14 protein-coding genes are annotated in these 14659 nt (G+C 49.4%); 4 read left to right on the forward strand and 10 right to left on the reverse strand.

The features are described 5' to 3' along the window. Positions 1-37: 37 nt before the first annotated feature. A complete protein-coding gene (locus MHI43_RS18170; protein ID WP_015735779.1) occupies positions 38-1639 on the forward strand; it encodes a hypothetical protein in 1602 nt (533 codons plus the stop codon). 192 nt (positions 1640-1831) lie between these two features. Here MHI43_RS18170 and MHI43_RS18175 read toward each other — a convergent pair whose 3' ends face one another. Together MHI43_RS18175 and MHI43_RS18180 are read right to left on the reverse strand one after the other, a co-directional pair. Next, the gene (locus MHI43_RS18175) at positions 1832-3136 is read right to left on the reverse strand and encodes a hypothetical protein (RefSeq protein ID WP_015735780.1); all 1305 of its coding nucleotides are present in this window, start codon (positions 3134-3136) and stop codon (positions 1832-1834) included. After that, complete coding sequence (locus MHI43_RS18180; RefSeq protein WP_313958351.1) at positions 3129-3686, reverse strand: sigma-70 family RNA polymerase sigma factor; 558 nt, start codon at positions 3684-3686, stop codon at positions 3129-3131. Before MHI43_RS18180 ends, MHI43_RS18175 begins: the two co-directional genes overlap by 8 nt. Positions 3687-3842: 156 nt before the next feature. Here MHI43_RS18180 and MHI43_RS18185 point away from each other — a divergent pair, with 156 nt between their 5' ends. The 3 genes from MHI43_RS18185 to MHI43_RS18195 all read left to right on the forward strand — a co-directional run bounded on the left by MHI43_RS18185 (position 3843) and on the right by MHI43_RS18195 (position 5523). Further along, a complete protein-coding gene (locus MHI43_RS18185; protein WP_015735782.1) occupies positions 3843-4013 on the forward strand; it encodes a hypothetical protein in 171 nt (56 codons plus the stop codon). A gap of 11 nt (positions 4014-4024) precedes the next feature. Beyond that, entirely contained in the window at positions 4025-4204 is a 180-nt protein-coding gene (locus MHI43_RS18190; protein WP_009592545.1) for an H-type small acid-soluble spore protein, read from the forward strand. A gap of 356 nt (positions 4205-4560) precedes the next feature. After that, entirely contained in the window at positions 4561-5523 is a 963-nt protein-coding gene (locus tag MHI43_RS18195) for a metallophosphoesterase family protein (RefSeq protein ID WP_036660798.1), read from the forward strand. Between the two features lie 141 nt (positions 5524-5664). On the opposite strand, the gene nagA is transcribed toward MHI43_RS18195, so the two are convergent. The 8 genes from nagA to MHI43_RS18235 all read right to left on the reverse strand — a co-directional run bounded on the left by nagA (position 5665) and on the right by MHI43_RS18235 (position 14479). Beyond that, entirely contained in the window at positions 5665-6828 is a 1164-nt protein-coding gene (gene nagA / locus MHI43_RS18200; RefSeq protein WP_015735784.1) for an N-acetylglucosamine-6-phosphate deacetylase, read from the reverse strand. After that, a complete protein-coding gene (locus MHI43_RS18205) occupies positions 6828-7613 on the reverse strand; it encodes a DeoR/GlpR family DNA-binding transcription regulator (protein ID WP_015735785.1) in 786 nt (261 codons plus the stop codon). The genes nagA and MHI43_RS18205 overlap by 1 nt, the downstream gene beginning before the upstream one ends. A gap of 269 nt (positions 7614-7882) precedes the next feature. Beyond that, positions 7883-8356, reverse strand: a complete 474-nt coding sequence (locus MHI43_RS18210; protein WP_015735786.1) for a heme-binding protein — start codon at positions 8354-8356, stop codon at positions 7883-7885. Positions 8357-8448: 92 nt separating this feature from the next. After that, positions 8449-9477, reverse strand: coding sequence for an alpha/beta hydrolase (locus MHI43_RS18215; protein ID WP_015735787.1), 1029 nt, complete (start codon positions 9475-9477; stop codon positions 8449-8451). 259 nt (positions 9478-9736) lie between these two features. Further along, a complete protein-coding gene (locus tag MHI43_RS18220) occupies positions 9737-10663 on the reverse strand; it encodes a hypothetical protein (RefSeq protein ID WP_015735788.1) in 927 nt (308 codons plus the stop codon). Positions 10664-10852: 189 nt separating this feature from the next. Continuing rightward, complete coding sequence (locus MHI43_RS18225) at positions 10853-11209, reverse strand: hypothetical protein (RefSeq protein WP_015735789.1); 357 nt, start codon at positions 11207-11209, stop codon at positions 10853-10855. A gap of 24 nt (positions 11210-11233) precedes the next feature. Then, positions 11234-11908, reverse strand: coding sequence for a hypothetical protein (locus tag MHI43_RS18230; protein ID WP_015735790.1), 675 nt, complete (start codon positions 11906-11908; stop codon positions 11234-11236). Between the two features lie 297 nt (positions 11909-12205). Continuing rightward, the gene (locus tag MHI43_RS18235; RefSeq protein ID WP_036660800.1) at positions 12206-14479 is read right to left on the reverse strand and encodes a hypothetical protein; all 2274 of its coding nucleotides are present in this window, start codon (positions 14477-14479) and stop codon (positions 12206-12208) included. Positions 14480-14659 lie beyond the last annotated feature (180 nt).

The following is a 14659-nucleotide window of genomic DNA, read 5'->3' on the forward strand; positions in this document are numbered from 1 at the left end:
AAGCGCTTTCTAATCTGGATTGGAAGGATTGTTGCTTATGGAACGGAACAAACGCTTTTGGAAGAGACCGCTTGCCTTTATCGTGATGCTTGCGCTTGCTTTAACGTCATTTCCGTTGTCGCCGGCTCATGCGGCCTCATCCGGTATGGCATGGGCTTCGCAGAAGATTGCAGTCTATACGCCGCCTTCAGGCGGCGTATGGTATCCTCGGCTGCTCAAGCTAACGCCGAGCGAATGGCTCGTATCGTTTGACACCAACGCCGGTGGTGGGAACACGCGTATCGTAGTCTCCCGGACGCAGGACGGCGGCTACACTTGGAGCAATCCGGCTACGGCCGTCTCAAGGAGCGCTGGAAATGTTGGGAACGGACAGATGATGAGGCTGCCGAGCGGAGAAATTTGGTTAGCCTACCGTCATGTCGTGCAGAACGGCTCGACCTATGATATCCAGCTAAACGTCCGGCGGAGCGTCGACGGCGGGTATACTTGGAGCGATTTGCCGGGCGGCTTGATCGGAAGTTCAACCGCCTCCAGTTTTAAAGGTCTGTGGGAGCCGCATTTGGAAATGATTAACGGCACGATAGCCGTCCTTTATGCAGATGACAATCCGGCGACGGTAGGTACGACCGGGCGGCAAAATTTGTACATGAAAACGTGGAACGGAAGCGGCTGGGGCAGCCGAATTACGGTCAGCGACGGCGTTGCCGCGGGTTCTCGCGATGGCATGCCGGTCATCACGCGGATGCAAGACGGCCGCTATATGACCGTATTCGAAGCGTCCGACGTCGCAGGACACCCTTTTGTCATTAAATATAAAATATCCCCGGACGGCTTGAATTGGTCGGTTCCGCGCCAAACGCTGTACGTGCCGGTCGGCAACGGCAAAAAAGCCGGTGCTCCTTTTGTCGTAACACTTCCCGACGGCCGTCTGATGGCCGCATTCCAAACCGATGAGAGCAGCGCCAATACAGGGGATCCCTACACTTCGATGTTTACCATGATCAGTTCCGACAACGGTGCGACATGGCAGTACAAAACCAACGTTTTTCCGGTATCCGATACGAAGTCTTCCAATTGGAACTCCCTGATGACCGTCGATTCGACCCGCGTCGCAGCCGTGACGAGCGCGACTGATCCGGTTAGCGGAATCTATCTGCGCTTTGGCTATACCGTTACTCCTTCGCAGACGAATCTCGTTAACAATCCCGGCTTTGAAACGGCGAACGTAGCTGGCTGGACCACGTACGGCGACGATTACCCGAACCGCATCCTGATTCACGGAGCCAATGACGGCGTCGGGCTTCCCGCGGCGGAAGGCTCTTACTTTGTTGGACTTGCGGGCACGAGCGGGCCTGCAACCGCCTACGTCGGCCAGACCATTACCGGTCTCGATAACGGTACGTATACGATGAGGGCCCGCATGCGTAGCAGCGGAGGCCAGAACAGCTGCGTCATGGAAGTGAAGGACTATGGCGGCGGGATGCGCCAAACGGGCTGCCCGGTCACGACGGCGTGGACGCCTGTCACGATCTCGAATATCCAAGTGACGGCGGGCAAGGCAACGATCGGGTTTTACGTGTCGAACTCCTCCTCTTCCCAATGGGCAGATATCGATCAGGTTGAGTTTTTTCGGAACTGAATGAGGTCAGCTCTCTGCCGAATCCCATCCGGGTCAAACAAACATTGGCAAACTGTCGTAAAGGGACACGCCAGCTAATAAATCCATGAAAGCGAATAATGAAAACTAAAAAGCCGCTCTTAGCGGCTTTTTAGTTTTCTCTTTTCCCAGTCAGTCTGACAATCATGATGGTTCCCGCATTTCACGCCCTTCTTACATCTCCTCTAATGTTGCCTCCGCCACAAGAAACGTGGTCCCGTCGTATTCATAGCGCAGCCGGACCTCTGCCGGAAAGTTGCCCGGCGATACCTGGATTGGCACCGAAGCATAGAGGGTGTTTTCTTCCACGGAATACCTGACAATGCTGCCAAGTGCGGGCTGGTCCAGCCAAAAACCGGCGTCCTCCTCTTTGTATTCAAAGCTGCGGGTTACGCCGCTCAACGTAAGTTGAAATATCCTTTTCCCGTCTTCCGCCGTCATATGGTAGCTTAGTCTGGATTGTGACGCAAGGACCGGGTCGGCTGCCATCACTTCGATGAGATCGTCGGTAAGAAGTTTCAATGCGGATTCGCGCATCCCTGTTCCGTAACCGGTTGTCAAAACGATTGCCAGTATATCCTTCTCCTTCCCGCTGCTGCCTGGGGACAGTATCGCGGTTTCCGGATAATAGGATTCGTTACTCACGCTGCTCCAATCTGCAAAGGTTCGTTCCGTGTCGCCATATTGAACATTGATCGAACGAATGGTTCCTGCCTCTTTGAACAGAGTACCCGTAATCTTCAGATCCAAGGCTGCATCTTCCTTTAAAGTAACGGTTGTTCCTTGATCGTCTCCAGCCTCGAAATCGTCCCGTGGTGTTCCCGTTTCGTCAGTGCTTATTAGTTGGATTTGCGAGATTCGGCGGGTATCATTACGAATCTTAACATCTATCGTTTCCTCATATACCATAGGGATCGAATCCCGGAGCAGCAGACGGAGCTTGTATACCGTTTGTTCAGCATCTGTCGTAATCTCGTTTACGTATATTTCATAAACCCAGGGACTGGACACATCATAGCGTTCAAGCGGCCATTTCACCTCGGGATGCTCCCAGATGTCCGGCGTCGGGCCGCCCCAGATGCCGATCTCCCGTTTCAAAAGCGCTGTCGCCAGCGCCACGATCGTACGGTCGCTCTCCTGCGAGACTTCTCGATCCGCAAGGTTCCACCAGTCGAAACCGCCTCCGGACCCGGATACGAAGCTGGATTGAAACGTCCCACCCTTGGATACAGCCGGACTTGGGCTTACCGGATTACCGTTAGGCACGGCCTGGTAACCGAACCAGATTCCAACCCCGAACAAGAGCAGCACTACGGGAACAAAGGCACCGATAGTTCGGATCCAGTCCCTGCGGAATCGTTTCTTTTCAACAACCTGAAGACGTTCCTCCACGGCCTCCATCATGTCAATCCGGAAACGCTGGTTCTTAAATGGCGGATCAGCCAGCCTTCGATTCCAATCCGGTCTCCAATCATTCATCCTCGATCGCTCCTTTCCATGCGGCGGCCACCTTCTGTTTGGCCCTGTAAATTCTGGACTTTACCGTGCCTGGCGAAAGGCCTGTAATGGCGGATATTTCATCTATGGATAGCTGATGATGCAGACTAAGCACGAGCGGATCTCGAAATTTAGCTGGCAGCTTCAGTACCTGCTTCCACAATTCATCGGCCTCTGCCCGTTCCAAATATTCCGCTTCGGCTGATGGCGAAATTGGAGTCCGCATGGCCCCCTTCTGCCCGGTGCCGGGAGATTGCTCGCCCATCAGCACCACTCTGCGCAGGAACGCTCGCTTCAGATAGGAAAGCGCGGTGTTGCGCGTGATTTTCAAAAGCCAGGTCTTGACGGAAGCCTCCCCCCGAAAGGAAGCAAAATGTTGATAGGCTTTAATAAACACATCCTGCGCGACATCATCCGCCGTGTGCGTGTTTCTAGTTATGGCGAAAGCATAGTTCCAGACGTCCTCCCCGTAGGATTCCATAAGCATCCGAATGTCCGAAGTTTTCAGCTCCGCGGAATGCTGCATCTGCATTTCCTTCAAAGCAGTTCTCCCCCCTCACCAAAACAGACTCCGTACGGTCGATGAAAGTTCCCGAAATTATATAAATTTGCATAGGTTCATACATATTGGTGCATTGTAGTAATGCAGCTTTTTACAATGGATATATCATCACATGGAGGGATCATTTTGGCAAAGAGCAAACAACAACAGGAAGCACATGGGATCGGACAAGTCGAGCAGCAGCTCAATCATCAAATGGAGGCTGCCGAAGAAATTCAAGGAACGTCGAATTTGGACCGGGAAATCAAAAAAGCCGCTAACCGGCAGGCTGATCCATTGAATGACCTTTCGAAATAAGGAGAATTGTCATGAATAAACAAAGAGCGATTGAAATTTCGGAATCGGCCATTATGAAACATGTAACTTATCAGGATACCCCCATTTATATCCAGCATGTGAATGAGGATGAAACCGCTCGGGTCTATCCGATCGGCAACTCGGAGCAGGAAATGACCGTCCCTTTATCCAGTCTCACGGAGCATCCGTAAGATAGAAGACATACCCTCTATAGCCGCTTCAAACCTTCAATAAAAAAACCCATCCAGATTCAGCGGATGGGATTTTTTTATTGCTAAAACGAAATATGATTCACGCCTATTCCTCCCAGATGATTTGGGTAATGATGGTATTCGTTGTCGGGATCAGAGCGCCTGTATTCATAGGAACCTGATAGAACATCCATGTTCGAACGGAGAATGCCGCTGTCCTGGTGACTTCTTCTCATCCGGCTTCAAATGGCGATTGACAGCTTCAACCAGACTCATTATGCTAGGGGCGTAATCGCTGTAATGGTTCATATGAAGATCCGTGCGGATGGTTGAATGAATAAGGGGTGTTGGCCGAAATGAGAAAGTCATTGCATTTTAAGTCGAATGGCACGTTTAAGATCGTACAGTTTACCGACACGGAGTTTTGTGAACCGGATGAGGAAGAACTGCAGATGAAGGCCATGATGAAGAGAATACTGGAGAAGGAACAGCCGGATTTAGTGATTTATACCGGTGATGTCATTGCAAGCAACAAAAGTCCGAATCCCGTTCAAGCTTTTAAAGATGCGGTATCGGTCCCCGAAGAAATGCACATTCCATGGGCCGCCGTATTCGGCAATCATGATTCCGAAGCTGCTGAAATGACACGTGAGCAGCTGCACTATCTCCAGCTATCACATCGGTATTGTTATGCACAGCCCGATCCGCCGAATGTCCATGGGGTAGGCAATTATGTGCTTGAAATTTTGGATAGGCTTCACCAGCCTGCTGCCGCCTTGTTTTTTCTGGATTCGGGGAGCTACTCACCGCTTGAGCATATGCGGGTTGGACTCTATGACTGGATACGCCGAAGTCAGATCGCATGGTATACGGAAGCGTCTCATCGTCTGACCGCTCGAAACGGAGGTGAGCCCCTCCCTTCACTCGGCTTCTTTCATATTCCTCTGCCGGAATACAATGACATCTGGGATTTCTCGGTCTGTTACGGACAGAAGTTAGACGCCTATTGCTGCGCACCGCTCATCAATACCGGATTTTTTGCAGCCATGCTGGAAATGGGCGATATCATGGGAACTTTTGTTGGCCATGACCATGGGAACGATTTCTGGGGGACGCTGCATGGAATCCGTCTTTGTTATGGTCGTACGTCCCGCAATGCTTATCTGGATCGACCTTTTCAACCTGGAGCAAGGGTGATCCAATTAACGGAAGGCCAGCGGAGCTTTGAAACATGGCTTCATCTAGAAGATGGAACCATCGTTCATGATCAGCCTGCGCATTTACCCGAAGGGCGCGCTCTTAAGATCGAATCGACTTAGACTGAATTGTCTGTATCTATTTAGATCGCACTAAAAGGCGGTTAAAGTTTTGGATACAAAAAAAAGGGGATGCCCCAAAAGGTCCATGGACCTGGGGCGCCCCCTGTCTGTCGTATGATACTGCGTGTAGTGAATAAGAAGTTACGTGTCCTTCATCGGTACAATGTTACCCTCAATCATCGTCCACTGCACTTGATACCGTTCATCCATCAGAACGAGATCCGCATCGTAACCGACCTCGATTTTTCCTTTGCTATATAAACCTAGAATATGGGCAGGCGTTGTTGAAGCCATGCGCACGGCATTCTCCATCGAAATGCCGTTGGCTTCGGTCAGACGCAACGCTTCATTCATAGTCACGGTACTCGATGCTAAAGTGCCATCCGCAAGCCTGGCGATCCCCTCGGAAACGGTGACCTGATGACCACCAAACATATAATTTCCATCACCTAATCCCATCGCCTGAAGCGCATCCGTAATAAGCACCATGCCTTCCGGCCCTTTGAGACGATGCATTAATCTGACAATGGCCGGATGAAGATGGACTTGATCGACAATCGCTTGCAGGCTTACATGCGGTTCTTCGAACGCGGCTACAATCAGTCCGGGATCTCGATGGTGAATCGGTCTCATGCCGTTAAAGCAATGGGTTACATGACTCGCTCCGGCTGTAAAAGCCAGCTTTGCTTCCTCGTAAGTGGCATCGGAATGAGCTACGGCGATCACAACGCCCTGCTCTTTCAGGAAGGATATAAGCTCCAAGCCTCCAGGCAATTCCGGGGCGATCGTTACCATTTTAATGAGCGAACCCGCTTCCTGAAAAATCAACTTCATTTCTTCCAGATTCGGGTGGCGAAGATATTTCTCGTTTTGCATCCCTTTACGCTTCGGATTCAAATAAGGGCCTTCCAAATGAATGCCGGCGATCCTTGCCCCTTGTTCTCGTCCGATGACACCTTTTACGCTGCGAATCATGTTCATCAGATCCTCTATCGTAGAACTCACGGAAGTTGCCAGAAACGAGGTACAGCCGGTTGCCGCGCAAGAGCGTGACACTTCTTGAATGCTGTCCTCGGTTCCGTCCATCATGTCATAGCCATTGGCCCCATGGATATGAACATCAATCATCCCCGGTATAAGCCACATTCCGTTTCCATCAATCCGTTCATCATCGCCTTCGATGGTTTCAATTTCTTGCGTTGGTTCTATTCTCTTCAACTTTCCGTTCGAAATCCAAACCGTTGCAGAAGGAAGTATTCGATGAGGTAGGTGGACTTTGACATGTTGAATGATTTTGTTGTTCATTATTGCTCAACTCCGTCCTGTGGGTTATGAGTCTGGCATTCTATGAGCGTAATATTTTTCTGGTCTAATATTTCTTGTATGTCAACGGGAATCAATTGATCGGTTACAATAATATCCACATAATCAAAGTCCAGCTTGAACCTTGATTTCACCGTGAATTTGGTATGATCCGCAACAAGTATGACCTGATCCGAGCGCCGGGCCATTTCCCTCTTCACCCGGACATCTTCTTCATATGGATAATAGAGTCCGTCTGGCCGGATTGCCGTTGCACCGATGAACGCTTTGTCGGCACGGATTTCACTTATTTTATCGATGACGGAAGGACCGTATAATAATCGATTTTGGGTATGCAGATAACCGCCGAGCACGTAGATGCTCAGATCTTCTCGTTTGGAAAGTATCCCTACATTATCTATGGAGTGCGTAACCGCTGTTATATGTTTCGCTTGAATATGCTCCGCAACAAATTGTACGGTCGTAGATACGTCCAAAAACACCGTTTCGTGGTCCCGAATCAGTTTAGCGGCATGCTCGCCAATCACGTTCTTGCCCGCGGGCTCATCAACAAGTCGTTCCTGATAAGAAGTCAGTTCCTTTTGCAGATCAGGCCAGGCTACTCCTCCATGTGTTCGAACAACCACTCCTTCTTGAACTAATCTGACAATATCCCTGCGTGCGGTATCCCGCGACACTTGAAAAAACGAGCAGATCTCGCCAACACTCATCGTTTTATGTTGTTTTAAATAATCCAGGATTTTTACGAGTCGTTCCTCTTGGAACACATCTCATCCCTCCCCTGTTTAAGCATTCACATCATATTTATAAGTATATATAAGTAATTAATAACAAACAATAAGTATTTGTAAGTTTATTCATGTTATTATAAAAACTAAAAAAACCACGATCATCATGGTTTTTTTAGTAGACATATGTTAGCTCTTCGACATTTCCCGCTCCGGTAATCGTGATGTAAGTCACTACTCATAGCTTGGATGAAGATAGACTCCTTCTTGCCTGAAGCAGCCCCCTTACCGTCGATGCATAGAACCCGTTAATAAGTAAATGACTGCTGGATTGTACCAATCCGTGCACTTAAATATTGATTTTCTTGATATCTCATATTTTCGAACGCCTGCACAGCGGCATTGGCTACATCGATGTCTTGTGCGCTAGTTCCTCCGCTTACACCAATGCCGCCGACAACCCTGCCTTCGTGAACGAGCGGAATCCCCCCGCCAAGGATGACGACTCTACCCTGATTCGTTGTATTAATGCCAAATGTTGCTCCGCCCGGAAGCGCAGATTGCGCTAAATTCGCCGTCGGCATTTGCATCGCTACGCTGGTCCACGCTTTGCCAATGGCAATATCGATGCCTGCTATTCTCGCGTTATCCATCCGATGAAAAGCAATGAGGTTCCCCCCTTCATCGACGATCGCTACATCAGAATTAAGACCCATTTGTCGTGCTTGGTGTTCAGCAGTTTCCAATAACTTCTTAGCCGCAGTTAAAGTGAGTTTGTACATGGTAGCTCTCCTTTGCATAGAAGAAATACTACATTATATTGCCATTGCCTATATAGGTGAATTGCCCACTACCAGTACTTCCGGAATGCTTATTAAAGAAATGTCTCGGACACCCATACAAAAAACTTTTCCTTCTCTTCAAATTGCGGATAATGGGCAGATTGATCAAACGCGATAAACTCCTTCTGATCGGCTTCGAGCTTATCGAAAAATTCTTTTGCTGCATGGGAGGACGTCATATAGTCATAATCGCCCATGATAAAGTAGCAGGGTATTTCAAGTTTCGTTACAAGCGTTGGCAGCGGATGTTCTATAACTTCCTGCAACAAAACCTTTTGAGAAAAAGATATTCCGACGTTATATCGAATAACGTCCATTAAGTTATACTCGCTGCTTAATAGCATCCCAAGACTATTGCCGTCGGGACTGTCAATAAGTCTTGAAGCTCCGCCATATTGAATGACATAATTTCGTGGAGTGAACATTTCGCCCTTTTTGATTTTATCGGTTAGTCCTTGCAGATATAAGACGTCTTCCGCGTTGCCAGCCTGTTGAGCTTGGCTGATTAAGTAGGTCAAGCTGTCGATCTCGCTTGTTACGGTATCCCCCATCTGACCAATCCCCACGTAAGCCTCATATTTTTCGGGTGCCTTTTGGGCCGCCTGTGCAGCAATGTACGTGCCATAAGAATGTCCCATGAGGATTACCTTTTCTTTGCCCAGGCGCTCCGAAACATAATCCGTTATAGCCAATAAGTCATTTACCAGCAGTTCCGATGAAAGATCAGCGTAATCCTCAAAAAAATGATAGGATTTTCCGCTTGCCCTTTGGTCATAATGAACAACCGTGAATCGGGCTTCCAACAGGTCCTGATATGTATCGACATATGGTATCTCCGGGGCTCCAGGTCCACCGTGTACAAATAGAATCACAGGATTCTCCTTGTCATTGCCGCGTATCATCATTTCTTGCTTGCTTCCATTGATCTCTACTTGTTCTAATATGCTAATACTATTTTCGCCTTTGATGGACGATGTCCATGTAGGGAAAAATAGGGCTGTTATGAGTAGCGCTATCAGGGTTACTCCGGTAATTTTTAATATTTTTTTCAATTTTCTCATGATCTTAGGACACCTTTCTGCTAAAAGTTTGAAGTAAATGCTGAAGATTCAATGTAGGATGTCATACATCTCATTGTACCTTAGGCTTGTTTACTCCAAATCCTTCCTGAGGCTGAATTGGACCTAGACCCGAGTCGAAGAAATCGGCGACATTAGAACAACGCTAATAACAAAAAAAGCCGCGATGTCCGCGACTTATTTGGCACCATGTTGAGTTCCTCCCCATTTGAATGAAGGCTGTGTACTCCTGGTGCAATGGCTATTCGACTAGTGCATAGGCAAATGCTGGTCCCAACCGTTCGATAACTCGATCCAATTGTCCGGTTAAATAAGGCGATACCTCACCCAGCCCGGCTAAAGCTTCTAACAAGGGGAAGGTTTGCCCGCCCCAAGGGCCATGTGGATCATGGACCTGTCTGCCGATCCGCAAGCCATCCGTTTCGATGTAAATCTTCAACCGTTCCACACCTTCCACAAACAGGTCGACCGGCAGCGCTTTGTTTCTGCGCCGGGACCATTCTGCCAAGAAGGACATCCCGCGTAGGATATCATATTCAAAAAAACGCGGAAAGCACGGCTTCAGCCAATCCATATCCAGAACGCCGCCATGCTGTTTCGAACACACTAGACGATGCTCGATCAAATACCGGGCGCCTTCATCTAAGAAAGCGGCTTCCTGTTCGGTGAATTCACGGTCTGTATGCCATAAGATCGCTTCCAGCGGGGGAAGCGTTGAAATGATAGAGCTTTTTTTTGAATGAATGTAAGCTTCCGGCTCGCAGTTCAATCCGCCGTCTGGCAGTTGATGCTTTAAGAGCCATTCACGAATCCAGGGCAGCTCCGTGTCCACATCACAGCCATATGCTTTCAGAATCATATAGAATACGGCAAGTTCACAATGGCAGTAATCCATCTTCAACCGGTCACTATCTTTGGTTGGCTGGTCATCGGCTGTAATGACGAAGGTCCGCCAAACCTTGGTTTCGAGTAGATGTTTAGCCCTGGCGATAACCGATTCCGGGATCAGCTTCACCTCTCCCATTTCGTATAGAGCGGCCATATGCCACCAAGCGCCATCCCATTTATGGCGGCTGTTCTCGCCGTGAGCCGTCTCCCATTGCGAAGTAGATTCAAGGAATTGGATTGATTCTTCAATTGCCAAACGGATTCTCTGATTAGATTCCATTCTACATCTCCTTCTTGGACACTTTCCGGTTCACGCTTCCGTCATTCGGATTTCGATTTCCTTAATCACCCTGGCTGGATTGCCCCCGACGACCACATTATCGGGTATGTCCTTGGTATCGGGGCATCCACTTCCTAATTCAAGTGTCTGTTAGCCCGGCTAATGAACATTGCATTTTCATTTTTAGGATCATGTCGGAAATTTCCCTTTAAGATAGGAGTTCCATAGGTTATTGATAAATTCAATCTGAACGTTGTTCTCCAGCGCCGTGGAAATCAGGCACAAGTCGTCGGATACATAACCCGCCAGTTCAGCATTCCGGGTGATCCTGAACGTTTGCTTGAATGCATATTCCCGAATATCTCGGGTTGTCTGACTTTCAGTGGGACTAAGTTCATGCAATTTCTCGTAACTTGAGTTCCATGCCGAGTCAAATTCATGCGTGTCCCGCGCATCTAATTCGGCATCCCAATCCACTTCGTTATCGCAGACCTTTTCAAAAAAGCTGCCTGCGCTGATCGTCGAAAACATCTTAGCCGCTGTCATCAAGACTTCCCTCCTCCTTATAGGCTATGTGCCGATATACAGCTTCTGGTCTGAGAAAACAGCCGAATACCCTAATCTGTACAGCTCGAAATACGGCGCGAACGGGTCGCCTTTTAGCCCGTAACGGTGCCACTGCAAATAGTAGGAGATCCAGTATTCGCAGGCAATCGAATAATAAGCCTCATCCAGAATCTCTATAGGCTCCTCTTCATTTTTGTGCTCCATAATCACTTCGGTCAGCGCCTCATAGACATCGGGATCATATGAATCACGGACGGTGTCTATTTTCCCTGGAGGAAGAAGCTCGATTTTTTCGATTCCATCCAGGTAGGCGACTGCATCCGCTGCACGTTCCCATTTCGCAAAAGTATCCAGCAGCTGCTTTAACTCCCGAATAAACTGCTCGCCATACCCTCTCAATACATCCTCGGACTCCTCAGCCCCTTTGCCGTTAAAATAGGCCGGCACTGTTCCTCCGGTAAAATCCTCCGGGTCCAGCATCTCGTAAATCCGGGAGATCCGCCGCAAGTAAGCATGTCCATCCTCAAGCGGCTCAAAGGTGGCCTCCACCCCTTTTCCGCTAGGCATATACATTTGAAAATATCCATATAACGCTGCTTCTTCAATCACGGCCTCATCGGAATCTGCTTCTTCATCCATCAGGTTGAGCAGATACCGTGCATACGTCTGCTTATCCATATGTCCCCTTCTCCTTCTCGCCGTTATGCTCGTTATTAAGGTTCTGGTATCGAACGTTCACCGACCGAATGCTCCTCAGCTAAACACGTTACTATATTAACACACAAATCTCCTTTCATTGGCTTCGGTTAACAATGGGCCATCACCTAAGACGGCTGTGTTGATAGGTTCGTCTCTCTCCAAAGGTACGCGCTTGCATCGCAGGAACAAAAAAGTCGCCAGATTGGCGACTTTTTGTCATGAAAATTTCCGTTATGGTTGGCGGAGGTTCAACCTACCGTCATATCCTTGATTCAATCAGGACCATTCACCAATGAAGTCTTGAATGCGCTGCTCCGCTTCCGAACGCTTCTCTTCGGTAATCGTGTCGATTTTAGCTTTATTCAGGTGTTTGAGCGCATCATTCAGGTGTTTCACGGCCTGTTCCTGCTTCCCTTGCTTCTGCTTCAGCTCCGCTTGTTTCAGCGCATTGCCGATCTGCTGGCTCAGGGAATGACTGATAACGCCTTGTTGCTTCCAGGACTGAATATCGTCCATCAGAGACCCAATCGTATCCGATGCTGCAGCATCCGACACTTCAATCTTCATCAATTGCGTATCGTTCGTGTAATAAATATCGCCGTCGTGTCCGAGATTCACATGCTGGGATTCCGCCAGCGTCTGATGCTCCATCGTTTCCGGGTCAACCACGGTGACGTGACCGGCAAGCGTCAGATACATGAGGCAGTCCTCGCTCCAGCGAATGTACACCGGACGCCAGTTGCCGTATTTCTCCACGCCTTCGTAAATCGTTTTGCTTTTTACGATTTCCTGGGTGTCCGGATCTACGGCAAAGAGCGTTCCGTCGTAAGCCGCCCATAGCAGTCCGTCCGGACCGAAGCTGGTTCCGCTAATAATATGCGGCGTAGGAGAAGCACCTTCAATAGAAGGAACCCATTCCTTCTCCACCTTGCCCGTCGCGATATCCCAGACAAACATTTTGGCAGCCGGTTCGAAAGGAGTGATGCCCAGTCCGCCGGCAACGGTGGTTGAGCCATATACCTTGCCGTCTTTTACCGCAATGCCGACAATCGATTGATTGTTGATGACGTTTTTGTATTCGGTATACTGGCTGCCGTTCGCCGGATCATAGATCGTCAGGGAGCCGCCCAGCTTGCCGTAGTCCGGAATGGTGCCGATGAACAGTTTACCTTCCGCTGCTCTCATGATGAACGGACGGTCCTGACCGGTAATTTTGAACAAGCTCTTGCGCTGGGTCGGATTTTCCGCATTGTATTCGAAAATATCAGCACCCGGATATACGCCCATATACATCTTGCCGTTCATGGCGACCATGCCCTCCGACTGACCCATCGGGAAGGTTTCGAAGGTTCCGGTGTCGATGGAATACGCGGACCCTGTGCCGCCAGGATAACCGCTGATAAACAGCCGTCCATCCGGACCGGTCTCCATGGTTTGAACAGGAATCGGGTTGCCCTTCACCGGATAAGGTACGGCTTTGACCTGCTTGGTCGTCAGATTCATGTAAGCGACGCTGCCTCCGAATTGAACGGTTGCAAGCGAAACACCCGGAAGATCCGGATCGTTCGGCACCTCCACCCAGGCCGTATTGCGCAGGAACGTTCCGTACACGACGCCGGTGTCAACAGCAGCAAGGGTATTCAAATCCACTTCCATCAGATGGTTATTCTGAACGAAATAGATTTTATTGCTGCCCTCGGGCCCGTAAGAGAGGCGGATGCCTTTATTGTTCAGATGGTAGGTATCGCTCCATTGCTGCAGCTCCAGGTCATAGAACAGAAGCCCGCTGTTGCCTTTGCCGATGCCGGCAACCAAATATTTGCCCGCAACGTCCAGCTGGTTCACCATGCCGATGTCTACCGCTCCGTTATAGGACGGAAGCTGGATGGTTTCCTTCTCACCAGTCGCCACGTTCACTTTTACAATGCTGCCTTCAATCCCGATGCCGACATACAGATATCCGCCATGATATGCCGTGGAACGGCTGTAGCTTTGGCCCGTGCCTACGATGCCGTAGTCCTTCATTTCCCCTGTAGCTGGATCGTAGCGGCCCGCTTTCGCATTCGGGTAAGAACCGAAGTAGACACGGCCCTGTTCATCGTGGGACAGGCCGTAAACAACCTGCTCACCGATGCCGCCCAAATTTTTCAGCTGTTTCGTGACCGGAGAGTAGGCGTACAGCGTGCCGTTGCCTCCGATATACACCGTGCCGTCCGGGGTCGTCAAATGCGTCCACGAGCTTTCGGAACCCGTTAGCGGATGCGTGCTCAGCACCTCTTTGGTTTTCAGATCAATGACATGAAAAATAGCCGGCTTGCCGGACACCGTCGTATAAATAACCTCCCGTCCGTCCTGTATGCCAAAGGCCCCGTCATATATGGCAACGCTTTGCATCGGGGAGCCCAAATCGATAGGGTCGCTGTAGGTTTTGCCGATTTCCGCCGAGGCGCTTGCCGGGAAGAAAACCGCAGTCAGCAATGTGACGCAAATGGTGAGACATAGATGACGGAGTCCCTTCTTCGCTAGAGGTTTGCTGTGGGTAACGTTCATCAATTCATCCTCATTTCTGGTATGGAGTGTACTGCCAAAATCAATCAAATGGACCGACCTATAAGGGCAACTCGAGCGTTTACCTAGCAAGGATCGCGGCATCCCTCCTCCGTTATGAAGTGTTGTTCATGCTTCTCTGGTATTTATGTAGTTCGTATGTTTGCAAAGAATTTAGCATAC

The sequence above is a fragment of the Paenibacillus sp. FSL H8-0457 genome, from assembly GCF_038051935.1.
GTDB classification, from domain to species: domain Bacteria; phylum Bacillota; class Bacilli; order Paenibacillales; family Paenibacillaceae; genus Paenibacillus_AQ; species Paenibacillus_AQ lautus_A.

Bases quoted from the DNA above. Each gene is read 5' to 3' on its own strand.
- MHI43_RS18170 (WP_015735779.1), top strand. From the start codon at position 38: ATGGAACGGAACAAACGCTTTTGGAAGAGACCGCTTGCCTTTATCGTG.
- MHI43_RS18175 (WP_015735780.1), bottom strand. From the start codon at position 3,136: ATGAATGATTGGAGACCGGATTGGAATCGAAGGCTGGCTGATCCGCCA.
- MHI43_RS18180 (WP_313958351.1), bottom strand. From the start codon at position 3,686: ATGCAGATGCAGCATTCCGCGGAGCTGAAAACTTCGGACATTCGGATG.
- MHI43_RS18190 (WP_009592545.1), top strand. From the start codon at position 4,025: ATGAATAAACAAAGAGCGATTGAAATTTCGGAATCGGCCATTATGAAA.
- MHI43_RS18195 (WP_036660798.1), top strand. From the start codon at position 4,561: ATGAGAAAGTCATTGCATTTTAAGTCGAATGGCACGTTTAAGATCGTA.
- nagA (WP_015735784.1), bottom strand. From the start codon at position 6,828: ATGAACAACAAAATCATTCAACATGTCAAAGTCCACCTACCTCATCGA.
- MHI43_RS18210 (WP_015735786.1), bottom strand. From the start codon at position 8,356: ATGTACAAACTCACTTTAACTGCGGCTAAGAAGTTATTGGAAACTGCT.
- MHI43_RS18215 (WP_015735787.1), bottom strand. From the start codon at position 9,477: ATGAGAAAATTGAAAAAAATATTAAAAATTACCGGAGTAACCCTGATA.
- MHI43_RS18220 (WP_015735788.1), bottom strand. From the start codon at position 10,663: ATGGAATCTAATCAGAGAATCCGTTTGGCAATTGAAGAATCAATCCAA.
- MHI43_RS18225 (WP_015735789.1), bottom strand. From the start codon at position 11,209: ATGACAGCGGCTAAGATGTTTTCGACGATCAGCGCAGGCAGCTTTTTT.
- MHI43_RS18230 (WP_015735790.1), bottom strand. From the start codon at position 11,908: ATGGATAAGCAGACGTATGCACGGTATCTGCTCAACCTGATGGATGAA.
- MHI43_RS18235 (WP_036660800.1), bottom strand. From the start codon at position 14,479: ATGAACGTTACCCACAGCAAACCTCTAGCGAAGAAGGGACTCCGTCAT.